The sequence below is a fragment of the Candidatus Uabimicrobium helgolandensis genome, from assembly GCF_041508025.1.
GTDB lineage: Bacteria > Planctomycetota > Uabimicrobiia > Uabimicrobiales > Uabimicrobiaceae > Uabimicrobium > Uabimicrobium helgolandensis.
In genome coordinates this window covers 2236077-2261645 of sequence record NZ_CP165719.1, presented here as the reverse complement: position 1 = coordinate 2261645, position 25569 = coordinate 2236077, and the positions used below count along the sequence as shown (strand labels likewise).

15 protein-coding genes are annotated in these 25569 nt (G+C 33.9%); 7 read left to right on the top strand and 8 right to left on the bottom strand.

The genetic code is table 11. The features are described 5' to 3' along the window. Positions 1 to 62 precede the first annotated feature (62 nt). Positions 63 to 3470, bottom strand: a complete 3408-nt coding sequence (locus tag UABHE_RS08280; RefSeq protein ID WP_372369780.1) for a PQQ-binding-like beta-propeller repeat protein — start codon at positions 3468 to 3470, stop codon at positions 63 to 65. A gap of 107 nt (positions 3471 to 3577) precedes the next feature. Then, entirely contained in the window at positions 3578 to 4186 is a 609-nt protein-coding gene (locus UABHE_RS08275) for a hypothetical protein (protein ID WP_372369779.1), read from the bottom strand. A gap of 17 nt (positions 4187 to 4203) precedes the next feature. Here UABHE_RS08275 and UABHE_RS08270 point away from each other — a divergent pair, with 17 nt between their 5' ends. Then, on the top strand, positions 4204 to 5241 hold the full coding sequence (locus tag UABHE_RS08270) for an IS982 family transposase (protein ID WP_372364909.1): 1038 nt from the start codon (positions 4204 to 4206) through the stop codon (positions 5239 to 5241). Here the strand turns inward: UABHE_RS08270 and UABHE_RS08265 are convergent. Then, entirely contained in the window at positions 5222 to 8674 is a 3453-nt protein-coding gene (locus tag UABHE_RS08265) for a protein kinase (RefSeq protein WP_372369778.1), read from the bottom strand. The two genes, UABHE_RS08270 and UABHE_RS08265, sit on opposite strands and share 20 nt — an antisense overlap. A 163-nt stretch (positions 8675 to 8837) precedes the next feature. On the opposite strand from UABHE_RS08265, the gene UABHE_RS08260 reads away from it, so the two are divergent. The 4 genes from UABHE_RS08260 (at position 8838) to UABHE_RS08245 (ending at position 14214) form a co-directional block, all read left to right on the top strand. Then, positions 8838 to 10634 carry an SIR2 family protein gene (locus UABHE_RS08260; RefSeq protein ID WP_372369777.1) on the top strand — a complete coding sequence of 599 codons (1797 nt, stop codon included), beginning with the start codon at positions 8838 to 8840 and terminating at the stop codon, positions 10632 to 10634. Positions 10635 to 10661: 27 nt separating this feature from the next. Continuing rightward, positions 10662 to 11399, top strand: a complete 738-nt coding sequence (locus UABHE_RS08255; protein ID WP_372369776.1) for a hypothetical protein — start codon at positions 10662 to 10664, stop codon at positions 11397 to 11399. A gap of 272 nt (positions 11400 to 11671) precedes the next feature. After that, on the top strand, positions 11672 to 12934 hold the full coding sequence (locus tag UABHE_RS08250; protein ID WP_372369775.1) for a hypothetical protein: 1263 nt from the start codon (positions 11672 to 11674) through the stop codon (positions 12932 to 12934). Between the two features lie 359 nt (positions 12935 to 13293). Further along, positions 13294 to 14214 carry a hypothetical protein gene (locus UABHE_RS08245; protein ID WP_372369774.1) on the top strand — a complete coding sequence of 307 codons (921 nt, stop codon included), beginning with the start codon at positions 13294 to 13296 and terminating at the stop codon, positions 14212 to 14214. A 127-nt stretch (positions 14215 to 14341) separates the two neighbouring features. On the opposite strand, the gene UABHE_RS08240 is transcribed toward UABHE_RS08245, so the two are convergent. Both UABHE_RS08240 and UABHE_RS08235 read right to left on the bottom strand, forming a co-directional pair. Then, a complete protein-coding gene (locus UABHE_RS08240; protein WP_372369773.1) occupies positions 14342 to 15802 on the bottom strand; it encodes a hypothetical protein in 1461 nt (486 codons plus the stop codon). A gap of 403 nt (positions 15803 to 16205) precedes the next feature. After that, a complete protein-coding gene (locus UABHE_RS08235; protein WP_372369772.1) occupies positions 16206 to 19226 on the bottom strand; it encodes a von Willebrand factor type A domain-containing protein in 3021 nt (1006 codons plus the stop codon). Between the two features lie 316 nt (positions 19227 to 19542). On the opposite strand from UABHE_RS08235, the gene UABHE_RS08230 reads away from it, so the two are divergent. Next, a complete protein-coding gene (locus tag UABHE_RS08230) occupies positions 19543 to 21909 on the top strand; it encodes a right-handed parallel beta-helix repeat-containing protein (protein ID WP_372369771.1) in 2367 nt (788 codons plus the stop codon). Between the two features lie 675 nt (positions 21910 to 22584). Here UABHE_RS08230 and UABHE_RS08225 read toward each other — a convergent pair. Further along, positions 22585 to 22953, bottom strand: a complete 369-nt coding sequence (locus tag UABHE_RS08225) for a hypothetical protein (RefSeq protein WP_372369770.1) — start codon at positions 22951 to 22953, stop codon at positions 22585 to 22587. A 114-nt stretch (positions 22954 to 23067) separates the two neighbouring features. On the opposite strand from UABHE_RS08225, the gene UABHE_RS08220 reads away from it, so the two are divergent. Continuing rightward, positions 23068 to 23703, top strand: coding sequence for a hypothetical protein (locus UABHE_RS08220; RefSeq protein WP_372369769.1), 636 nt, complete (start codon positions 23068 to 23070; stop codon positions 23701 to 23703). A 49-nt stretch (positions 23704 to 23752) separates the two neighbouring features. On the opposite strand, the gene UABHE_RS08215 is transcribed toward UABHE_RS08220, so the two are convergent. Both UABHE_RS08215 and UABHE_RS08210 read right to left on the bottom strand, forming a co-directional pair. After that, entirely contained in the window at positions 23753 to 24169 is a 417-nt protein-coding gene (locus UABHE_RS08215) for a DUF1761 domain-containing protein (RefSeq protein ID WP_372369768.1), read from the bottom strand. A gap of 119 nt (positions 24170 to 24288) precedes the next feature. Continuing rightward, positions 24289 to 25566: an efflux RND transporter periplasmic adaptor subunit gene (locus tag UABHE_RS08210; protein WP_372369767.1), complete on the bottom strand. Its 1278-nt coding sequence runs from the start codon at positions 25564 to 25566 to the stop codon at positions 24289 to 24291. Positions 25567 to 25569: the final 3 nt, after the last annotated feature.

The following is a 25569-nucleotide window of genomic DNA, read 5'->3' as shown; positions in this document are numbered from 1 at the left end:
TTGTCTAGAATAATCGCAGCGAATTGCGCTTAAGTTAAGTTAATTTAAATTGTTAGTGTGTCTTAATCAAAAGCATATAAGTAACCATTGTCTCCACCAAAGTACAGAACATTGTGATAGATCATCGGTGAAGATTTCGTAATCTCAATACCTATATTGTAACTCCACGTTTGTTGTCCTGTTTTGCGATCTAATTCGTAAATATAACCGTCTTGGCATGTAAAATAAATAAATTTAGAAGTACCAATAGGACTTGTCGATATAGGGTTATTTACTTGTGATTCCCAAATTTTCTTACCTGTTTTTAAATAAATAGCATAAAAACTACCGTCTTTGTTTCCAAAGTATGCGACATTCTGTACTAAGCAAGGGGACGAATAAATGGATTCAGGAGTTTCAAAGCGCAGTTTTTGCTTTCCATCAAGACTTAAAGAGTAAAAAGAACCATCGATACTACCAAAATGGATGCGATTGCCATAAATAGCTGGTGTTGCATATTCAAATTCTCTTTTCGTGGTAAACTTCCACAAAAGACTACCAGAATTAACGTTAAGAGCATATATATTTTTGTCTTTGCTTGCGATATATAATACATTATTTTTAATAACTGGGGAAGAAAGAATTCCGGCATTTGTTCTATATTTCCAGAGTAGATTGCGTGTCTTCGTATTTACAGCATATATACACTTATCCATAGAAGCAAAAAATATTACATTGTTAACAACTATCGCTGAGCTTTTAATATTCCCACCTATAGGAAAATCCCATAATTTTTTGCCGTTTTTAGCGTTGATTGCAAAAAGTTTTCTTTTCAAACTACCCAGGTATACGGTACCTTTGTCAATAACAGGAGTAGCGTAAATAGTTTCGCCTATCTTATATTGCCATTTTTCTTCGCCTGACTTTGAATCAATAGCGTAAAGAATACCAGCGTCACTCCCTACATAGATATTATTGTAAGCCCCTATTGGAGAAGTATGTATAGCTTGTTTTGTTTTGAAGCTCCATTTTAAGTTACGAGGTTTGAAATTATCAACGGCATGATAAAAACCAGAACGTTCTAGTGAGCCACGAAATATAGCTACGTTTTTCTCTGTAAGTTTTTTTAGTGACCAAGAATACTCTGTGAATGTTAAGTCACTGTTGATTATTTTTATGTTTATTTTTTGTACATTATTAGAAATAAGAGATAAATCATATGTGAAAATGTGTTGTTTTTCGTCGTGAAACATTTTTTGGTTGTTCACTGTAACTTGTTTAACAGGGCTTCCTCCTGTTATTTTTAGTTTGAAATTTATTTCAAAGATATTAGCAGATAATGTTATTTTTTTTTGTCCAAGCCAGTTTTGGGGAGAAAGAAAAGAAACCCTTCTTTTTTGCGCGTTGGACTTTTTTTCTATTGCTACAATCTGCGTTAACAACTCTCTAACGTCCTCTTTTTTAGGTACAATTCTTGTTATAAATGCTCTACATAAAGTGTAATTTTTTTGTGCAAAAGCAAGAAGACTTAAGCAATAGAGGTTTTCTTGAGTAATTTTTTGCCCAAGAAACTTGTCAAGTGTTTTTAAGTGAAGCGCTGTGTATTTGATTGTATGTACTTTATTTTTGTAATCTTTTAGCAGAAATTGCTTACTTTGTACCTTTACAATGTAACCGCGAGTAAATTTTCCGTTTGTAAGAGAAATACTTATCTTGCGACCACGGTGGTTTTTGAATATAGATTTCATTTTGGCAAATAATTGTTGCGCTTTAAGAAGTATATCTATTTTCGATTTTGCCAATTCGTATTTGAGCCATGGTTGTAAAAGCAGAACACCCTCGTTAAAATCGCGCTTTTTCATCATTTTTTCATAGGTGGAATTAATTATTTCATTTATTTTATGCTGTTGATTTTTTTCAAACGTTTTTACTTTTACTTGGTAGCTCTTATAACTTTCTTGTAAAAGTTTGAAAGCTTTTGGTAATTGCCCATAGGGAACTTGTAAAGGTAAAAAATTTGCGCTGAAATTATTATACTTTGATATAATTTGTTGCCCGTTTGATGGATCACTGTTATTCATTGCCAATTCCAAATTAATCATATCTTCTAAAATTTTCTCTTCGACAGATAATCGTTGTTTTTTTGCGTCTGTAGTAACAGATTTTAGAGGATATTTGGCAATAAATTTGCTTAATTGTTTCCACTTCTCAAATTTAGATGTGTCTTGTATTTCAACAAGAAGGTTTGTGTATTTTTCGTTACTAGGATCAACCGTTTTCTTTTTTGAAATTTCAGGAGGTAACTTTAGTTGTGTTGGAATCTTTTTTGTTTTCTCTATATTTTTTCTTTCTTGTGACTTCTTACTGTTTAGTGACTGAGTGGTGGTGTTGCTATCGTTGTCAAATTTAAATTCTGCGATGTCAGGTTTCAAAGAGTAGTTCGCTAAAACTAATAAAACAAACAAAGATACGGCTACACTTATTACTATGAAAATAGATGATGTTTGTTTTTTTTGTTTTCTTTTTGATATACGTTTAATTCTTCGAACAAAGATACTATCTTTACCATATTTTTCGCCTATAAGGTGTAGTTTTTTCTCTTGCACTGTATTTAGCGGTTGCGGAATATTCCATTGCGATTTTTGATTGTCGTAACTGTTATATATTTGTTGCAAAAGATTTGCGAACTGTTTTGCCGTTTGTATTCTTTTCTCGCTATCTTTTTCTAATGCTTTTTGCAAAACAATACTAATGTTTTTGTAACGAGAATCGTCAATAAATTGATGTAATAGAGGGAGTTGTTGTGTAGAAATCGCTGTTAGGGTTGCAATATAATTGTTGCGATAAAAAGGAGAATGCTTTTGCCACGACAAAAATTGATATAGAACTACTGCTAAAGAAAACACATCGCTATTTTCAGCGGTGTCACCACCAACTTGTTCTGGACTTAAGTAGCTTGGAGTACCAACTATTTCTCCTGTGCGAGTTAATTTTGTCAAATTTGTTTCAAGGTTTTTGGCGATGCCTAAGTCGAGTAATGTGGCCTTTTTTTTAGCTTCGTTTACAATAATATTAGCTGGTTTGATGTCGCGGTGCAAAACGCCCGTTGTATTTATGTACTCGACAGCTCTTATGATTTGTAAACAAATAGCCAATTGTTCTTTGATAGACAGTGATCTTGAACGGTCGCGAATATAATCTCGTAGAGAAAGTCCTTGTACGTATTGAAGTACCATAAAAGCATTATTGTCTTCTGTAAAAAAATCATATGCTTTTACAATATTTTCGTGATGGAGCGAACGCAAAAATAAATACTCGCGTTTGAAGCGAGATACGCTCTTTTCAAATGAACAATTCGCTGGTACTTGTATTTGTTTTACAGCGCGGCGTTTTTTTGTTTTATATTCTAAAGCTTCATAGACTTTCCCCATTCCACCTTCGCCGATAGTTTTTAATAGCTTATATTTTTTTTCGGAAGAACCGATTTCCACAGAGTATTCTCCTCGATGCCCACCACGTCTTTTAAAAATGAAACATAAAAATCTAAATATCAACACAATATACACAAAGTAATAAATTGTAAAATTTTTTACTTTTTTTAACGATTTGCTTTTGTCTGTTGCGCATAATGTAGATGTTTTTGCGCTTCGACATTTTGCTCTTTTTGCTTGTATATATCGTGTGAAAGTAAGTGAATTACTACTTTTTCTTTTGTTTCTGTGTGAAGAAATGAGTATTTTTTCAACATAGCCCTAGCATAATCAACATCTTTTATTGTGATTCCGATACGAGTTGCCAAAGCAAAGTCTTCTAAGTCGCAAATGGCGTAATCAATTTTATTTAAGATATTTTTCGCTTCTTTGGGATTTATAGTACTAAGAATTTTCGCTTGTGTAAATAAATATCTATTTTTTGGTACCAACTGAAAAGCTTTTCGTAAATCTAATAGCGCTTTTTTGTAATCAGTATCTTTGTAGAGTAATGCTCTTTCGTAGTAGAATAAATCGCTGTCAATAAATGAAATAGCTTGGCTTAACCACTTTTGGTATGCGCGATTTTTTTTAGCATTACTTTTTCTAGAGATTAATAGTTTTATATAAGTATTACGCCTTGTGCGAGTTGAAAAATACAAAATAGTAAAGAAAATTTGATTTGTAGTATGCAGTAAGAAAAAAGGTATCCTATATATACCAAATAAAAAAAACAAATTTAAAGGATACCTATATGTCAAAGATACCACAGAGTAAAGAGAAACAAAAGAGTCTATTAGAATTAGTAAAAAATGTTGAAGTTAATATTGATGATGTAAAGGCAACTTTAGGCCAGTTTTCAGAAAAAGAAAAACTAAATGTTGAAGAGTTATTTATAATCGTGTACTTCATAGTAAACAACTTTTTAAATTGCATTGGCGGCCAAAAACAATTACGCAGAAGTAACAACAATAATCCCAAATTCACAGATGATGAAATAATAACACTCAATATAGTCAAAGAGCTATGTCAACAAGATTCACAAAATGCTTGGCACAGATATATTCGTAAAAATTACCTGTATCTTTTTCCAGAATTTATTTGCCGTCCGCAGTATGTAAAAAGAACATTTCGCTTGCACGAAATTATTTGTTTTTTTCAGCAGCATCTTTGTAATTTAGTAGGTGCTAACACAGGAAAGTACTATTTGGTAGATTCTTTTCCAATTTCCTTGTGTAATCTACAAAGACTTAAAAGTTCATCGCAACCATTTGAGTATTATGGGGCTAACTTTGGGCATTGTGCCTCTAAAAAGTCAAACTATTATGGCTACAAATGTCATCTTGTTTCTGATCTCAGAGGCATTCCTATATTTGCTTGTCTTACTGGAGCAAATATGTCTGATGTTAAAGCTTTTGAATTTGTTGTTCAACAGATGCTAGAACATCGTGTTATAAAAACTCATTCTCTCTGTATTAGCGATAAAGGTTACGTTGGTAAAGAGTTTCAGAAATTTATTCAGAAACAATATGGAGTTGAACTTCTTTCCATGCAGCGCGAATATAATAATCGTGGAAGTGCTCTTAATCAACTTCTCCAAAAAGCTCGAAAAATTATTGAAACTACCATTAATCTTCTAGTTAACGAATTTTCTCTTTCCGCAACTAAAAGGCGATCTATAAAAGGATTAGCTAATTCTATTAGTAACAAAATTGCTGCTTTCAATTTAGCTAATTTTCTTAATTATTTATCGGACCTCCCTGTTCTACAGGTTAAAGGTTTTGTATTTTGAACTCGCACAAGGCGTAAGTATTATATTCATCTGCTTGAGATGTAAATGCTTTTTTGCCTTTGGTGAGAGAGCTTGTATTGAGATCTTGAGAAATAAGAGAGTAGTAACCTAGTGCTGCGCCGCGTTTTTTATGTGGATCTTTATTTTTCAATAGTTTTTGGGATAAATATTCGCGTCTTTTAGGCGAAGACAAAGCAATTTCAGCAGCAACAGCTGCTGTGCGAATATTTGCATTTTTATGATTGCGATATTTCTTTGCTGCTTTTATGTACTCTTGTTGAATATTGCGAGGTACGAAGCCAATGATTCTTTTTACACGATAGCTCGTTAGGAGATTAGCTTTTAAACGTAAATCTTGCTCTTTTTTCAAATATTTTACCACAGGTTGCCCAAGAACTGCTCCTAGTAAGTAAGCTGCTGCACGCAATAAAGGATCAGGGCTTGTTAACAAGTGAGAGATCTTGCGCATCATAACCATTGCCCCACCTATTGAAAATTGCGTAGAATCGACCCCTAAAGTAAATATAAATCGTATAAAGAACACTTCTTCGAGATTTGAAACAATTTCTTGGAGTAACTTATTTTCTGGATCGCATTTTTGTAGCCACAATCCCGCTAAAACTCTTGTAGTAAAATCATGGTTGTTTGAGAGCAAATCGCAGATTCTTTCAACAAAAGCTTTGTTACTAGAAATTGCATTCATAAATTCAGGAGAACTATGTAGCCTATTATAGTTTTTTAAAGTCGAAAGTTGTACATAGGGATCTATATCATTACAACCAGCAACGAAATGATCTACATAATCCTTTAGGCTAACAGATAATTTTAATCTCCAAAAAGAAAAATGAATATATCTACGGTAGTTGGCTTTTTCACTACGAAAACAATCTACAATTGTTTGAATACATTCTTCTTTGTCTTCTTTAGAAAGAGGAGGGCTTTTCTCTCTAAGAAGTATAGTTGCAGCACTAACGCGTACAATGAGGTGTGGATTTTTAAGGAAAGCTAGTCGTAGTGGATGTTTTGCTATTCTCGCTACCTTTGATGTGAGAAAAGGGCTGCATTCCTTTATTTGTTTGAGAGAAAAAGATTTTATTTTTTCTGTATGTAGGAAAATATTACAAATAATCTTCTTACTATGATCGTCACTATTTTGGTTTTTTTCTAATAAATCAAAATGTAATCTTTTTACAAGGCATTTTGTACTTAAATAGCGAATTAGATCGTCTGCTTCTTTGTCATTAAATATTTGTAGTAACACTTCATCATCAACAAAATCATGTAAGGATGAATTTGTTGTTAAGTCTTCAAGCTGGCATTTTGCTATATAGTAAAAGGCTATATATTTTTTTTCTTGTTTCTTTTTCTTATGAATTAAATCGAGAGTGTGCTTCACATTTTTGTAAAGAAGCGGTTTTTCGCGGATTTTATCCAACCACATACTGATATTTTTTTCTATATTTTTTTGATAGCGTAGTGCTATGAGACCTTTAATTGCGAGTTTGTAAATTTGTTGATTAGTCGATGCTAATTTTTTTAACAGTAAATGCGGAGATTGCGTGTTTTTTTGTAAATGTAGTCTTTCAAAATGATATGGGGCATACTTTTTAGCCAACGCCTGGTATTGCTGAAAAAAAGGACTTGCTTTTAATGAAGATTTTTGTGTTAAAGCGTTAAAGTACACAAAAATATGATTGAGGTTTGTATCGCGAAAGGACATTTTTTGTAAATAACAACGAAGCACACCTTCAAGGGCTTGGGTATTAGTAACTTCTGATCTTAAAGCTTTTATATACACTTCTCTTGCTGCTTTTATTTTGTCTTGTTTTTCAAGTATTTCTGCGTAGAGAGTAAGATACTCTCCGTTTTGCCGTCCGAGTTTCCAACCTCTTTTTATTACTTTCTTTGCTTCATGGTATTTTTGTTTTTCTAGGTAACAGCGAGCAATATACTCGTATGTATCTCGCTGCTGTAAAAAAGGTAAACTGGCTTCGAGAAAAGTTATTGCCTTAGAAAAATTACCTTGAAAATAGTAACTTTTTCCTAAAAGATGTTGGACATTTGCAGTAAAAAGGGGGGGATTTTCTTTCGAAGAAGCCTGGTGCAAGAAATCAATTGCTAAGTTGTAGTTACTTGTCGCAAACTCGATTAATCCTTTATACCAAAGTGTTTCTGCAGAGATATTTTCAGTTATTTTTTGTAAAAAAGAACGAGCCTTCGCATAGTTTTCTTTGAAGTAAGCTATTTTAGCTTTCGCTAATACTAAAGGTTGCTTATTGTGTTTGTTCTCTGAAATTTTTGAACAGTAGCTTAGTGCTTTTTGATGTTCGCCTATTTCAACACAAGTATACACTAAGTATTCGTAAACGTTGTCTCTATTCGTTGATTTTGCTAACAAGATTTTCTGTAGTTTGTCATAGCATTCTTCATACAACCGCTGTTGATATAAATATTTAGCCTCTTGAAAAGGATTTTGTATGTGGGAAATTTTAACAGAGGGTAGAGTATTTTTTTTACCGTTTGTCTTTTGATAAAAAACAAATGTAGTTAAGAGTAACACTATAAGAATCGTTGCTTTAATATAAGTATTAATAGAACTAGTTAAGTGTATTTTTATTTTTTTATTGCGCGAATAATTTCGTAAATCTCTAGCAAAACACTGAGCGTTTTGATAACGATGTTGTATATTTTTTTGCGTAGCTTTTTCGCAAATTTTGCTAAGGTCTTTTGGAATAGAGTTATTTACTTTTCTGCACGTTGTAATTTTTTCTTCGGTAATTTCTACTAAAAGTCCAGACATTGACTGCGCTTTATATGGAATTTTTCCGGTGAACATTTCGTACATAATAATGCCAAGAGCAAAAATGTCACTGCGTTCGTCAATGGACTTGTTTTTTCCAAGAATTTGCTCTGGCGACATGTAAAAAGGTGTACCTAGTAACTCACCTGTTTTAGTTAATTCTGAAAGCTTCTCTTGGTCTTTTGCTAAACCAAAATCCATTAGTACTGGCTGGCCGTTACTACGAATCATAATATTAGAAGGCTTCAAGTCGCGGTGGATAATTCCCATAGCATGGCAATGATGTAAAGCAAACGCTATTTTACTAAGAATAACAGCGCGCGTTTTAAAATCGATTTGTGGGTTGTTATGAAGAAAACTAGTTAGGTCACTTCCTTCAATGTATTCCATTGTGAAAAAATGAACCCCATTGTCTGATCCCATGTTAAAAATTTTAATAATATTTGTATGATTTAGTTTAGCAACAGCTTGCATTTCGATAATAAAACGTTGCAGAAATTGTAAATCAGGAGATAAAACAATTTTTAGTGCAACAGTACGCTTTAATTCAGTATCAAAAGCTTTATAGACTTTTCCCATTCCTCCCTGACCAATAACAGAAATGATTTTGTATTTACCAAATTGTTCGTACATTTTATCACCTATCAATGAAATTTTTTGCGAAAGTAAGCTTTTTATTATAAACTAAGACTAGTCCTTTGTAAAATTAGTTTTAAGAGCTTACAACGGCTAACTATTTTTATCAGGTCACTTATATCTCAAAATAAAACTTTGCTTGGAGTTACAGGAGATTTGTATGCAACCACTTGTTATCAGAGCTGATATTTCGATGATTCGTGTAGATGTTGTTGTTTATGGTGTCGGATGTTTTTTAGTACCAGGATACTTAGCTGCTTCATTAAAAAAGAGATATGGCAAAGGATTTCACGAATACTTACGACATAAATTTGCTGTAGCAAGTTCTAAAAATCTACCTAATAGAGAGAAAAGAACAGCAGAAAATACTGATATTGTAGGAAATGGTGGGCTCGAACAAGGTTTTACTTCTTACATACCAGGGCGCGAACTGTGCGAAGAAGCAAATGTACCTGATATGGTACTTGGAGTTGTCGGAGGCGAGTATCGCGGTCATATTAATCGCGATTCCATTGCACAATTGATTGCAAATATTGGTAAGACTTTGAGTGAAAATTATCCACCAAATCGCACAATTCGAGTCGCTTTTCCAGCTTTTGGGCTAGGTAAAGGGCGTTCGCAACGTATAGAAGTGTTAAGCGCGCAGCTAAAAGCAATGCAAATACTTGGAGAAAACTATCCTAATATTCAACCGATTTTTATTAGTTATAGTGATACAGTGCACGGTATGGCTCTGATGATTCAAAATCAAGCATCTCAAGATATTAAATCGTTTGTAACGAAGTACAAAATGCACAAACATATTGATGAATTGCAAAATGAATTGGCAAACGAACGCCTTGTTGTTTTTGCAGGTGCAGGAATTTCTCAAGGATCGGGCCTTCCTAGTTGGCAAGAGTTAGTTACAAGTTTAGCTGAAATAGCTGGCATAAATCAAAAGGCTGAAAATGTAGAAGAATTGATGAGTATAGCCCAAGAATGTCGGGACCGACTAGGTAAATCTTTTTCAAAAGAATTTAAACGCTTACTTAAAAATAGTGAATTTGTCCCTTCTATAACACATTACTTACTAGCGACTCTTCCAGTTTCTACAGTTGTAACCACAAATTTTGATTCTTTGTTAGAACAATCTTTATTACGTATAAAAAAAGTGGCTTTTACTATAAACCGAGCTTTTGACGTCGCGTGGGCTCCTATCAAAGATCAGGTCAATGTTTTAAAAATTCATGGAGACATTGATGATTTGGGTAACATTACATTTAGTAAGGACGATTACGAGCATTATTTTGAAAGGCGTCCATCGTTATCAGCTTTATTAAAAGGTTTATTTCTTAACCGTACTTTTCTATTTGTGGGATACAGCTTACGAGACCCTAATCTGAAGATTATTTTGGAAGAAGTTGCGAATTTACTCAAAAAAGCGCAGCGTCCGATTTACATGATTGTTTTTGAAGCGAGTGAACAAGAAATTTTAAATTATAAGGAACAAGGAGTTATCATTATTTGCGTTTCAGGAAAAACAAATGATGAAAAAACAACAGCTCTGTGGAAACTATTGGATAAGCTACAATACATAGGTTTTCGACCTCATAACACTTGGTTAGCAAAGGACGCAAATGAATTGAACTTGGATTTAAAGTGGCAAGCGGATATTAATAACTTGAGAGATGTCTTAGATACTTTTCTCAGTAAACTGGATCAACAAGAATCTCTTTCTGATTCAGTGATTGATTTTCTGTTTCCATGGCTTACATTAGCTACGAACAATGGACTTAGTATTTCTTCAGAACTGTGGGAAAAAATCGCACGCCACTATCGCGAACGGGATTCGCAAATTGAATCGATAAAATTAAACGCGCTGGCTGCTGAAATCGCAGCATTTCGTTCTAGTGATGGTAAAAGACAACAACGCCACGAAGCTCGAATATGGGAAATGCGCAAAAATTGGCATAAGTAGATTTTCCTCAAAAATTAGGAAAAACGCATGACAAAAAAAAACACAAAATATGAAATAACTACCCAAGGTAAAATTTTAGCGGTAGCCACTATCCTAGGGATTATTTATGGTATTTCTCTCATTTTTTCAACAAGCACAACAGCAAATAGTTCTAATAATAAAAATGTGACTAGAAATAAAAAAATTACTTCGACAAGCAATAAAATTACGCAACGAAAGACCACAAACCGGCAGCAAAAAAAAACAACACCACCAAACCCTAAAGTCATAAAATACAAAGAAGCACAGAACAAAAGTGCTTATGTGCGTAAACATCACAATATTGATGTAGTAAAAAACAGTAACTATTCGCAAATGGCTCCTTTAAAAAAACCAAGTAATTCACAAGAAAAATGGGTGATAGAACGTATAAAAAAATACCAAAAAGATCTACCACGCATTTTATTAGAGGACTATGGTGATGAAGGTTACTATATAAATACACTTGGACGTGACGCCTTAGGTCGCTATATCATTCCAGGAATCAACCCTGATGGGCAATGGTCTACTATTTTGTACTCCAATACTAATCGCCAAGGAAAACGGTTAAAGATGATTCTTGGGCACAATTGGGGGAAATGGAAAAACCAGCAATTTTATATTCATACAATTTATGTTTCGAGTAAAGCAATTAGCCTGCGTAGTAAGACAGGAAAAAGCTTAGCGTCGAGTATTTATCCGGTAAATCAGTCGTTATCAAAAGGACCGGTGTATCGTTTTGATTAGAACATATTTTCGTCTTGAAAGTGAACATCAAATAAAGAAGCATTGTTACAACTCGTAAAGCTCTATTTTTTTACTAGAAAGTTTTTGGCAACGAGATACTGCTCGCAGTATTATAACATAAGGCAATGATATTTTAACGACATCTATTATTAATCTGAATGCTGACATGCTCTAATAAAAAAATTTCTTTTGTTGGCTATTTAACGTCTATGTTACTGTGGATGAAAATTCGTCTATTTTGTAAAGAAATTTTTATTTTAGAAAGGCAAAAAATGATAAGATTTATTTTTATCACAATTGTACTCTCATGTTTGACATTTGCGGGGCCGAATGGTTGGAGCAAGGAAAGTTTTGGAGCTGTTGGAGCAACTCCATTTGAAATGGTTGCATCAGAGGGAAAAATATTTACTCGCGAAGGTAAAAAAATACACTCGTACAGTAATAATAAATGGAAAGAAATTGGAGTTGTGGGAGCAACACCTTTTCAAATGGTAACAGTAAGTGGAAAGTTGTTTACAAGAGAAGGAAATGAAGTTCTTGTTTACGATGGAAAATGGAGAACGATTTACAATATACAAGACTCTTTTTTTCAGATGACTGCCTCTACCAAAAAAGTGTTTATATATCATCAAAATAATATATATCAATATGATAACCGTTGGATAAAAATTGGTAAGAGTCGGACACAAGACTTTTCTATGGTGGCTGCAGGAAAAAGGTTATTTACACGGGATGGTAGATTGATATATCGCCACAAAAATGGCTGGAAAAAAATAGGAAAAGTTAGTAGTAATCCTTTCGAGATGTATGTTTCAAATAATCGTCTTTTTACGCGAGAAGGCAGTAGTATAAATCTTTACAGTAATGATATCTGGCGAAAAGTTGGTGACATTGATTATGGATATTTTTCGATGGCAACATCGAACAATTTTGTTTTCGCTCGCGATGGAAAAAATATTTTTCAATACTCAAAAAAATCTTGGAAAAAAATAGGCTCGGTGGATCGAGAACCATTTGAAATGAAGATAGCGGGTAATAAAGTTTTTACTCGTGAAGGTAATAAAATTTATGTTTACGAGAACAATGATTGGAAAAATATCGGCAGTACTTCCTCGCAAAAATTGCAAATGCTTGTGGTGAAAAATGAATTGTACACACGTGAAGGTAGGAAGTTATACAGATATACCAAAGGACAGACTTCAACTAAAGCTAAACTAAATAGCTACGAACGCAAGTATCTAAAAATACAGAATAATTCCTCAGGAACTGTCACTGCATATATTCAATTCTATACATTAAATAGCAATAATGGGTGGCAATGGTTTGGACCTATTTCTTTTAAATTTGCAAAAGGCACATCTAGCTACCTAAGTTATTCAGGCGTTCAGATAAGTGCTTACAAAGTACGTATTTGGGGACAAAGCATATTCCCACCGCGATTGTGGCAAAACGATCGCTTCAAAAGCCTTGTAATAGCACCAAAAGAAGGATATAAGGCAGAAAAAATGGAAACATTCACCTACACCTTTAAATAAAGGTTACGTTTTGTAAATGAAAATTTGTAGGTCAAGAAGAACCTACAAATTTTCATATTGAACTGTACATTCAATTACCTGAGTTGTTACTATTATTTTGAGAGATATTCTAATTCTAAGTGACATGACAAAAGTAGTTACCCGTTGAATGCAGGGCTTTATTTTTATAGCGCGGCGCGACGAAGGCGCGCAGCCGTAGCTGCGTAACAGAGGAGCAACAAAGCTAGAAAATTAAAGAACAAAATGCCAATGGGTAAATACTTTTGGCAGGTCACTTAGTATCTGTTCTACAAAATTTTAGATAAACGTTATCCAAATATACCTAGTGGTTCTCAGTAGTCTGATTTTAAGGAGATAAAATGTTTTTTAAAATAATACTTACTATTACTATAATCTGCGGGACTATCATGGGACAAGAATACAAAAAAGTGGGTGTATTGAGTTTTGAAGATGGAGAACCAACTTATCACATTCCTTGGTATGTTGCAAAGGTGGATTACAATGCAATTTGCACAGGGGAAATATTTTCTAAGATTATTTGCCCACAACAAACAAAGTGTGCTTATGTCGGATATTATAAAGAGATTGAATGGTGTGAACATGATGGGGATAATAATTATACGATTGCAACAGATGGCATTTCATTTTTGCAAAACGATAACTTTATTGTTTCACCTGGACCAAGCGATGTTTATTTACGGTGGTGGTTTTATAGTCAACAGGAAGGAGATAAAATGAAATTTATAAAAGGACGTAACTATATATTTTGTTTATCTCGTTTTCCTAAGGAACAATGGCGTACTATCAGTAATAAACCTGGCTGTGATCTCGATAGAGAATTACCATATGTTAATGCGATTATAGAACTAGAGCCTACTTTTGATTTTACTCAACAAAATAAACCTAAGCAGCCCTTATTCATATGCCAAGACAACTTATTGTCTTTTAGCTCGGATGAGTTTTTAGTTAAACGCAATAAGAACTTTTTTTATATAGAAGTAAAAGGCAAAACAATTATTGCACCGCTGTTGTTTCTGAAGAAGTTTTTTTATGCTATCAATGCTTGTCAGTGGACAAAAAAGAAAAATCCTCAAAAGTTTAATTTTTCTTCAACAGCAACTGTCGAATATACACATAATGGAAAAAGGAAAAAAACGATACTTAAATACGTTAATGGCTCGTGGGTTATGACAATGAATGGTGTTCAATATATGAGTGACTATCTCTATTTAATGTATAGTCTTATGTCTGAAGTAAAAGGTTTTTTTGAAGAAAAATAAATCGATTTTTTAACTCCAATACTTTGTTATTTTTCTTACTCGTTCAAAAAAAGATTTTAAAATCATATTTTAGGTCTGTCGCAGTTCCGTTACTTGTGAGGAATCGTTTTTATTTTGCTAGAGGATTCTATCTTTTTTCGCGTAGTATTTTATCTAAAATTGTAATTTTCTTTGTTATTATTGGTTTTAGACTGTAGTAGATTACTTTTGTGTTAGAGTTAGAAAAGGTAGCATACTGAGTTATTTGTTTGCCTTCTTTGAGAAAAAATAACAGTTCTTTATCTTCCAACGAATTTTTACTCAATTCCTTTACAATGTCTTTTTTTGAGGTAACAACAGTAGAGTTTATTTTAATAATAAGACTTTTAATATCTTCTTTAAAAGCAATTCCTTCCGGAATATTCACTATAGATTTTAATGAAAAATATGGCAAAGTAATTTCTTCTTTATATATTTTTACTCCTAATTGAGGAGCATAAGTTTGTAAAGGTAGAGCATGTTTTCCATAAATATATTTTTTGAAAAAAACGTTGAATTTTTTAGATGATAGATGCTCAGCAATTTCCATAATATCTCGTATTCTATACCGATATCCTTTTCTTCTATATGTGTGAAACATAATTTTCATTAAATTATCTAAGTTTTTTTTACTTTCTAAGCGAATGCGAATATCGAGAAAAAGAGCTACTAGAAATCCGCCGTGATAAACAAAACGACGATTTCTTCTTTGGAAGTTATCAACTAAAGAGTGTTTTTGTATCTTTAAATGATAATGATTAAAAGCGTATTCTAAAAAAGTAAGAAATTGTTGTTTATTTATAAAATTAAGCCTTTTTGCAACAACCAGTGTATAGTAATCAGTAAAGCCTTCTAGGAACCACGTACATCGACGGTGATATTTCGCGCGGATAACGCTTCCATTCCATAGATGACATATTTCGTGTAAAACAACGCGAGTGAACCAAAATGAATTTATCCCATCAGGATAATAGCTTGTTAGAACACTTGCACTATTATTTAAAACGCCTCCTTGAAAACCATATTTTCCCAATTCATAAGGATTTATTACTATTAATTTTTTTCCTAGTGGGATTCCACCAAAAATATTAGAAAATTCAACAAATCCTTTATGAATAATGTTAACTATTTGTTCTTGTAACTGTTTATACTTGCCACCTATAGCAATTAATATTTCAGTGTTTTTTATTTTTAATTGTTTTTCTAAGTGTAAGCCAATAACAATGAGTGATTGATTTAATTCACTGTTATTTTTCACAAAAAATATTTTTTTTGGGGAAGAATTCGAAATCCACGGAGTAGAAATTTTCCAATTTTGAGGTATATGAAATAAAACCTCTATATTTTTTGCACGATTTTCAAAAAATAACGCGCGCCCTGTCCAAAGGATACAGTCTGGTTTTAAATATGGAGACGTATCTAAATCGCACTCAAATTCTCGATGTCCAAGAACAACTTCATATTCAAAAGATATCGGGTTTTTAAAAGGAGATACAATCTGCCACTTGTTCTCTTGTCTAATCAACTGTAGCTTACTTCCTTCGGCATCCATGATTTTTAAATTCTGCATAAATGTAGAATATCCTCTAGGAAATTTTTTTTCTTTCGAGGTGTAAATATAGTTAGTTTTTAATACAAAACCCCCTCTTACTTTGGCTATATTTTTTTTGTTTGCGTTAATTGTAATTTCATATTTTGTTTGAGAAAATACAAAGGGACAGATCATTAATATAAAAAATATAAACATTTTCCTCATAACGTATTCCTCTTATAGAGACTCTAATGTCGGAAAAGATGCCAGAACTTTACTTGGCTCTGGCAAGTTCCCTTTTACAAGAACTGAGATTTGTTTTGAATTCTAGTTATTCGTCTGTCACTGCTTTTTTGGTGGATTACTTAGTTGGGCGATGCGTGAAATAGTAATAGAAACATAGAGTTGAAAAACTTTGAAATCTATTAGCTTTGTTTGTTTTCTATTTTGCTAGTTCTTTTGTCAGTTTTACTAGACGCAAAAATTCATGACGGTAACCATTTTCGTCTGAACCACGCGCTGCTTTGGCTAATGTAAGAATTTGTTCATAGGTAAGGTTACCTTTGAATTTAGATTCTCGCAACATTTGTACCCAAGCATATACAGCAGCAGACCAACGGAAATTGTGAGAAGTTTTATCTAAGGCCAGTTTATTAAACTTAGTAGGAAATGTCCTTAGTATACTTTTATCGCTATCTGGTTTTTTGTAGCGAAGCTTTAAAGTTAGTAGCTCATCACTGTTTGCAGATTCTGATAAGGAATGATCCTGGTACTTTAGCTTTGTTTTAGAAGTCGCTTTTCCTTGTACAGGAATAATTTCATATAGCGCTGTAACACTATGCCCTGCCCCAATTTCTCCAGCATCTTTTTTATCGTTTTTAAAATCTTGTTTGGTCAATTTTCTATTTTCATAGCCGATTAGACGATAAGATTGTACATATTTAGGATTGAATTCTATCTGAATTTTTACATCTTTGGCAATAGTTACCAAAGTTCCTTGTAGTTCTTCTACTAAAACTTTGTGCGCTTCGCTTATATTGTCGATATAAGAGAAATTGCCATTGCCTTTGTCTGCGAGTTGTTCCATCTTGGCATCTTGATAGTTACCCATCCCAAACCCTAAAACGCTGAGGAAAATACCCGACTTTCTTTTTTCTTCGATCATACGCACCAATGCTCCGTCGCTAGTTGTACCAACATTAAAGTCTCCATCTGTTGCAAGAATGACGCGATTGGAACCTTTTTTTAGAAAATTTTGCTTGGCAATTTTATAAGCAAGTTGAATTCCTTGGCCACCGTTAGTTGAACCGCCAGCTTCTAATTTATCAATAGCAGCCATTATTTTTTTACGATCGTTTGTTGGTTCTAATACCAGGCCCGCAGCTCCAGCATATACAACTATAGATACATTGTCTTCTTGCCTCAATTGCTTTGTTAACATTTTTAATGCCGATTTTAACAATGGTAGTTTATTATAAATGCTCATCGACCCAGAAACATCAATTAAAAAAACAAGGTTACATGGGGGAATATTATCTTTTTTTATGATTTTTCCCTGTAGTCCAACGTGTAGTAGCCATCTTTTAGGGTTCCATGGTACAGATGACATTTCGATTGTTGTGGAAAACGGATGTTCATCTTGTGGTTGTTGATAGTCATAGTCAAAGTAGTTGATACACTCTTCTATGCGTATCGAATCTTTTGGAGGTAGTTGAGCACTATTGATAAAGCGCCTGGCATTGCTATAAGATGCGGTGTCTACATCTACAGAAAAGGTTGAAAGTGGATCGTCCAAAGTTGATTTGAATTCATTTTCTTCGATATGGCTATATCCTTCTCTATTCTCTTCTTGCTGTGCATATTTAGCAAAAGGATTTCCCTCTCCAATTGTGTGGATGTTAGGTGGAACAAAATTGTTTTGTTCGTTTTTGAGTTTTAAATTTAGCAATTTTGAGTAATGATTAGATTTTACTTTATTAGGTCTGTTTTTTACATTAGATAGTCTGTCGCTAATCGCTTGCAAATTTTGGCGATCACTAGGAGAATTTAGTCGATAACTTTCAATGTAATTGATTAACGGCTCAATGTTCCGAGAACTAGCAAATGATTTACGTGAACGATAGCTTTTCATCATTTTGTTGAGGACTTTTAAGGAGGCTCTACGCCCTTGATCGCTATTTGTGCTCACTCTTTCGAGATGTTCTATCAGGTGAGGAATTTCTATCTTATCTATACGTCCAATAGACATTCCTGAACGAAATCTATTGAGGTGTCTAGTATCGGCAAAATAACCAGCAACTATTTTTAAAGCATTCGCTTTTGGAGGAAGCCATATCGTAAAGTAGTACCTGCCGATTCCTTTTTCTATTTGTATAAGATGATCTTCTATTTGTTTACCATCTGTATGAAAAGTGTATGGATAGTCTATACCATCTAAAATTTTACTTTTTTTCCTGATAGAAAATTGGTACGACTTAAGTTTCAAAAGTGACAGTGGAACTCGTAGTGGGCCAGTTTTGGCAAATTTTATTTTGTGTTTAAATGTGGCAAAATTTTTATATTTCGCCACCACGAGTAACTCTTGTCCAGGAGTAAATTTTTGTGTAGATATATCTTTGTTATTTACAGTGATGCTTAGAGGAGTTTCAATTACATTGTTTTTATCTTTACTTACAAATAGCAACTGCGACGTAGTTTCATCATTTCCTAATTCTAATTTTTGATTGATTAAATATTCTTCTTCTTGAGGATGGATATTTATGTTGCGTTTTATGGTTGTGTATCCCGGATGATAAACTTCTAGCTGATAGTTACCAGGTTTAAGGCTATCTTGATCCGATAGAGCAAGACGAAAATTTGTATTAGGTTTTTGTACTGAAACAAAAAGTTTTTTTGTATCGACTTTTCCGTGGATTTTGATAGAAAGGGGGACATGGCGAGATATGAGTTTTTGCTCTATGGTCATGGAATATTCATCGGGCCACACATGTAGTTTTCTTTTTATCGGCTGATAACCTTGCTGAGTAATACTTAGATAGTAGCTATTGGGTTTTATCAACATTCCTCCGGTAATCGTTGTGATCTTATCGCTTTCGAACTGCTGCAGTGTTATTTTGTAATTTTTATTCTTTTCCGTAGGTGTAATATCATAACTAATGTTGATTTTAGCTTTACGCTGTTTAGTTGTCAGAACTTCGGATACGAGAAAAGGCTCTTCTCCAGGAGGAACAACAATCATTCTTTTTATGGGAAGGTAACCTGGTTGTTCTATACTTAGCTCGTACTCTCGTGGCAAAAAAATATTATCGCGAACATCTTTACCATTGAAGCTAACAATTTGTGGATCAATCCGTTCTCCTTCTGGAAAATCTCCGGTGATATCAATTTCTATTTTGCGGTCAGTTTGTGCTTGAAGTGAAATTATTAGCAGCGCAAGAGCTGTTATTATGAATAACTTTTTCATATATTTTCCTTATACAATGAATAAAATTTATTGGTATGTATAAAGAAAGACATCGAACTTTGCAAAAAATTCTGTACATTTTTTAAAAAATAGAAAATGTTAACAGTCAAAACACTCTATCTTGATGATTTTTATCCATTTTTGATAAAAACTATCAACTATTTGTCCAGGTTTTCTGATTAAAATGTAGAAATAAATTCGCGATTTATACAAAAACAGGGTACTTAAGGCTAAATAGTTTTATTTTTTATATTTGGCACAAAATTTGATTAGATTCTTTAAGAATAATACTTATTGGAATTAAAGGAGACTAATTATGAAATGTTGTATTTATTTTTTTGTGTTATTGCTAATGCTGGCAAATGGTTACGGTGAAGTATTTACTGTAGATACAAATCAAGATGTAGAAGAAGAGGATGGTAAACTTTCTTTACGCGAAGCCGTTGCTGCTTCCAACGCCAATGGCGAAGATGATGTGATAGTGTTTAGTGTAAGTAACATTAAGTTAGACAGTGTAATTACAATCAATGATGCAGGTAATACTTTACGTATAGAAGGTAAGGTTACTCTTGACGGGCAAAAGATCACACAAATATTCCAAGTAGTTGATACAGACATAGAATTAGACACTATCAAATTTAAAAATGCTAGTGTAGCTGGTGATGGTGGGGCAATAAATGCTGATGTTGATTCATCTGTACTATCCATCAATGAATGTGATTTTATCAAATGCACTGCAACAGGAGATGGAGGAGGGGCTTTTTTCGACTCAGCGGTGAATGGAAGGTTTTCCAATCTTACTTTTACAAATTGTACTGCCGGTGGTAATGGTGGCGGCCTTTCTGTTGGCGATTTCGACGATAGCGACAATCTAGTATTTAAAAATTGTAGCGCTGATGGAAATGGTGGTGGAGTAAACATCGATGATGATGGGGAAGACTTTACTAACTGTACATTCACAAATTGTACTTCAGGTGGTGATGGTGGTGCGATCAATAGTGAAAACGACCTCGATAACTTCTTCGGGTGTAAATTTACCAATTGTAGCGCCGAAGGTAGTGGTGGAGCAATGCACAGTGATGATGATGTAGACAATATTATGAACTGTACATTTACCAGATGCACTTCAGGTGTTGATGGAGGTGCTGTTGATGCCGATGCCAATTTGGGTGAAATTTATTCTTCTAAGTTTACTACTTGTAGTGCTGAAGGTAGTGGCGGAGCTATATCTGTAGCTGAAGATTCAGAAATTTGGTCAGGATGCCAATTTACCAATTGCTCTGCTGGAGGCGATGGAGGAGCCATTTTGGCCGAAGATGGTATAGCTCTTATAACAAAAAGTACCTTCAATAATTGCTCGGCTGATGGAAACGGAGGAACTATTTCCCTTGAGACAGTGAATGTTGACACAAATATAAGTTCTACAGAAATTAAAAATGGCGAGTGCGGTGGTAGTGGTGGAGCTATAGTAACAAGCAGTGGAACTCTTGTAATGACAGCTGTTACCTTTAATAATAATGATTCTGGAGACAACGAACAAGAAAACAACAACGGTGGCGCCATATCAGCGGACACAGGTTCTAACGTTTCCATGGAGGAATGCGTGTTTAAAAACCATATCGCTTTCTTTAATGGTGGAGCAATTTTTACCGACGGTACGTTGATTATTATCGACACAACTTTTGAAAAAAACAAAACGAAAACCAACAACGGCGGAGCAATTTTTTATAGCAGTAACTCTAATGTTACAGCGATAAGATCTACCTTTGAAAATAACTCAGCTGAAAACCAAGGAGGAGCAACTTATTCAAATGTAGGGGCTAATGGTAGTTTCACCAACTGTACATTTTCAAAAAATAAAGCTGATGATGATGGAGGTGCACACTTTGCTGATAACCCTGCAAGTGATGAGTTTATCGACTGCACTATAACTAGAAATAAATCGGGTGATGAAGGTGGTGGTATCTATGCTCAAGATGATCAGGGCACATCGGAGATTGTTAATATCAACAGTACCATTATCGACAACAATACTGCAAAAACGGCAGGAAATGATCTTTTTGATTTAGAAGCCAGTGGAGGAGCTTTTGACGATGGAGGTTTCAACCTCATCGAAGATAATGGAGGACAATCAGAGTTTATAGATGGGGTTAATAGTAATATTGTAGGTGTCGACGGTGATTTGGAAAGTAATGCAAAAGACAACGGAGGAGTTGTTGAAACTCATGCCTTGAAAACCGGAAGCGCTGCCATAGACACAGGCGATGACGGTAACAATGTTGATGAAGATTCTCGCCAATTTGATCTCAACTCTAGCAATGATATTGGTGCTTTTGAGTCTGATGCAGGTGAAGTTATTGCACTAAAGCAAAAGGACAGCGACTTTTGTGCGCGTATGACAGAAAATGGTGTAGAGCTCCAGTGGTCAAATGTCCTCAATAAAAATATTCGCGGCTTCCACATATGGCGCAAAGACATCTCGAAAAAGAAATCCTATAAAGTTACACCGCTTTTTATCACATCTACAGAAGGAATTAGTGATAGCAAATACTCTTTCGTTGATATAGGAGTTCGAGATACAAAAAAATATTACTACGCCTTAGAATGTATAACTAGCAGCGACCAAAAGCTTATAGCAATATCTTTGGTTTTTGGAAAAAATCCTGAAACTGATGAAAAATAAACTCCATGGCATTGGTGTTGGGCCAGCTCAATAAAGAGTACTTGAATATAGAAAAAACAAGAGATGCAATAACTAATTAATTTAAGAAATAAAATAACGAATAACTCTTAAATCGTTATCTTTAAACCTAAAATTAAATGTGGCTAGATTCAAATATAATATTTTCACTTACATCAAAATATCATTACGTTTTAGATGGTTACGAGTCTGACTACAAATCCTTGAGCACTTTTCTGAGGAAATTGAGTTTGCTTACCCAAATCTAGTAAATAGGTACATGCCTTTTCCAAATTGGCTTGAATTTGCTTTACATTTTGATTGTCATAATTATATGAGTGTTTCTTCTTTGAAAAGGATATATCATCAGTATTATTACTGATGTGATGACTGCTATAATTTCAATGAGACTAAACCCATCTTTTTTTTCATAAGTTTCCTTTAAGGGAAGTGGCGGAAAATAATTTACCATTTCACATGCTCTTTTATCCATAAGCGTCGTTATCTTCACTTACAGAACTACGGCTATGCGTGCTCAAATGCCTAGTTGATAAATAAAACTTCTATGTAAAATCTAGTATACTATTTTCAACCACCTCTCTAAAACGATAGTTTTATTTTTAATAGTAAAGAGATGAGATGTCAATTTGATAGATTCTCTAGAATAGGGCGCGTCGTTTACCTACGTTGCACCCTATCACTAGCTAATATCGCAAAGTATACACAAGCAAGAGAAAAAATAGCGATATCGTCTTTTGTTCCTGGTGCACCGCTTTGTGGGATAATAATAAGTGCTGCAAAATATCCCCCAAAGAATAAGAATGCTATAGCTAATAACGTGTACCACGCCCACTTTTTGGGATAAGCATTCCATAAAATAGCGATACCACATAAATGAACTGTTACCAACCAAATTGTTGCTTGGAAAGCATGATTACGTGCGTGAAGTTCCCAAGATGAGTCGAGAATGTGTTGAGCCATCGCCAAAGAAAAACCAATTGCAATTAGAGCGTGTATCGAAATAAGTCCCCATTTTTTTATATTCATATGTATCTTCTACAAAATGTTATAATTGATGTTATTGATGAAAATTTAATTTACTAAGAGTTAAAAAATGATGTGACCATGACCGTTTTTTATTCTTTAAAAAAGGAGAGCATTGTGGAAATTTTAATTGGAATTGTATGGTCATGGGCGAGTACTGAAAATGGTAGACGAAATTTATGTTTGGTTGTTGCATTTTTTTGCTATTTGTTTGCATTCATGGTATTTCAAGTGTTTATCTCAACAGAAAAAACCCGCGAAGTGACATTCCAAGAATTTATGCAGAAAGACTCTTTAACAAAGATTTACTTGGTCGATTTTAAAATTAAAACTTCTAGGGTGTTAGTAATACGCGGAGCTTATTACGTACCAATCATTTCCAAAAATACATTTCAAAAATCAGATAAAATTTTATTATTGAAATTAGAAAAACGAGCTAGTATAGGTCACTTCGCTAAATCAAATAAAATTTATATTCAATGCTTCTTGAGAGATTTGTCAAAATTATACCCCAAATTAAAGAATAAAAAAGTTTATGTTGCCATTTTAGCTCGTGAGCCTGTTACTATCGTTCCTATTTTAATACTTCTCTTTATTGGAATACTGTTCACAATGATGGCTTTTCCGTCGATATTTATAACACCGCTTATTGAAATCAAAAATCCAGCGCGCGAAAACGTGAGAAAGAAACGCTTAGAAAAAATGCGTTTACGAAAAGCAAGTGGGAATAAATTGCGTAGAAAAGAAGGATAGCTCACAAATCTAGTCATTTGAAAACTAGGTTTGTGAGCTATCTGGTAGCTTATTTCCACAAAGCAAGAATGGTAGAAATGCCAAGGATCATTGCTGTTTGGCTTCCTATAATCATCCAAAAAGCTGACCATCTTTTCAAAAAAGCATGTCCAGGTAAGCTAGTTGCGGCAGAAAATCCTATGGATATAAATAAACCCAAACTAATAGCACCACTTAAAGTGTCAATTTTTAGCCACTGTTGTAAGGTGGCAAGGCTAATAGTAAGTAGTATAGTACATACAAGTCCAACACCATATGTATACCCAGGGATTTCTTTGGTATGTTCCTTTGCACTACTTGCTCCATATGCCTTTGCCCATGGTTCTGGAACAACAAGCACAAACCAAATTGTTGAAATTACTTGGCCAGCAACGACACTAGCTGCAATGGCTAGCCAGTTAAATTCAGAAAAAGGGATATCGATCATATCGTTTCCTTTAACAGATAATTGTTTATTACTAAAAATACGCTTAAACTATATTAAAATAAGAGTTTATATATGTCAATGTTTTACCGAAAGTTTTCCGTATTTTTATGTATAATTGTTTATTTTCTATTTTGGGATTTGTAATCGACGACGAGCACTTTGCTACCGTGACGTATGTAATGATTCCCCTCTTTAACTATCCAATCACCAGCCTTCACACCTGAAACAACTTGTATATAGTTCTCGATAAGTAAACCAGTTTTTACATTTTGACGAATCACTTGCGCATGTTTGTCTTTGGGAGGTGATGCTAATTTTAATACGTACGTACCCAAGTGATCGTGTAACAGTAATTGTGGAGGAAGTAGAATTGTTTTTCGAGTAGTTCCAGTGACAATGCGTACTTGAGTGAACATTCCTATTTTCAGCTCTGCTTTTTCATTTTTGATAGTTACTTCTACAGGAAAAGTTTTCGACACAGTATCGGCTTTACTTGATATGTAGGTAACTCTTCCCATAAAATTTTTGCCACCTATTGCATCAAAGGTTACTTTCGCTTTTTGGTTTTTTTTAATTTTGTTTATTTGTGATTCAGCTATAGAGATTTTTATTTTTATGGTGTATATATCATCGAGAATTACAGCTACAGGATCAAGGTTGACATTGTAAAATTCTCCTTGTTCTACATTTACAGAGGTTATGACACCGGAAAAAGGGGCCTTTAGTGCTGTGTATTGTAGATTTTGATTGTGAATTCTTGTTTCTACTGTTGAAGAAGCCACTTCTTTATTTGCCAAACGAATATCTTCAACACGGGCACCTTTCTCTAGTAAGATAAGCTCTTGTTTTGCAATTTCTAACTGTTGTAGAGCGACCTCTGCATTCGTTTTTAAACGATCAATGTCAATGTCAGAGACAATACGCGATTTGTTCAGGCGAAGTTGCGAGTCGTATGTCTTTTGTTTGTTCTTATAATCATTCTCTAAAGCTTTTATTTTAGCTTTCGCTATTTCAAATACTTCGCTTCGTTCTTTGGCTTTTATTCTTTCTAGTTTGCTTTGAGCAAGTCCTAATAAAGCTTCTGACTTTTCTAACTGCAATTCGAAATCTTTTTTATCTATTGTGACAAGTGTGTCATTTTTTTTAACGGCCATTCCCTTTTTGACAATTACTTTGTCAATAGTACCTGAAAGTCGAAAAGATAAACGCGAAGTTTTATTAGCAGAACTAAGACCTCGTGCCTCTACTTGAGAAGCGACATCGGCACTATCAACGACTAGACAAGACACAGATTTTACTTTGGGAACATTTGGCTTTGTTGTTGCTGGCTTACAAGAAGCACAAAGCAAAATGCTAGTGCACCATATAAGCATAATCTTATTGTAATAAAGTTTCATTGT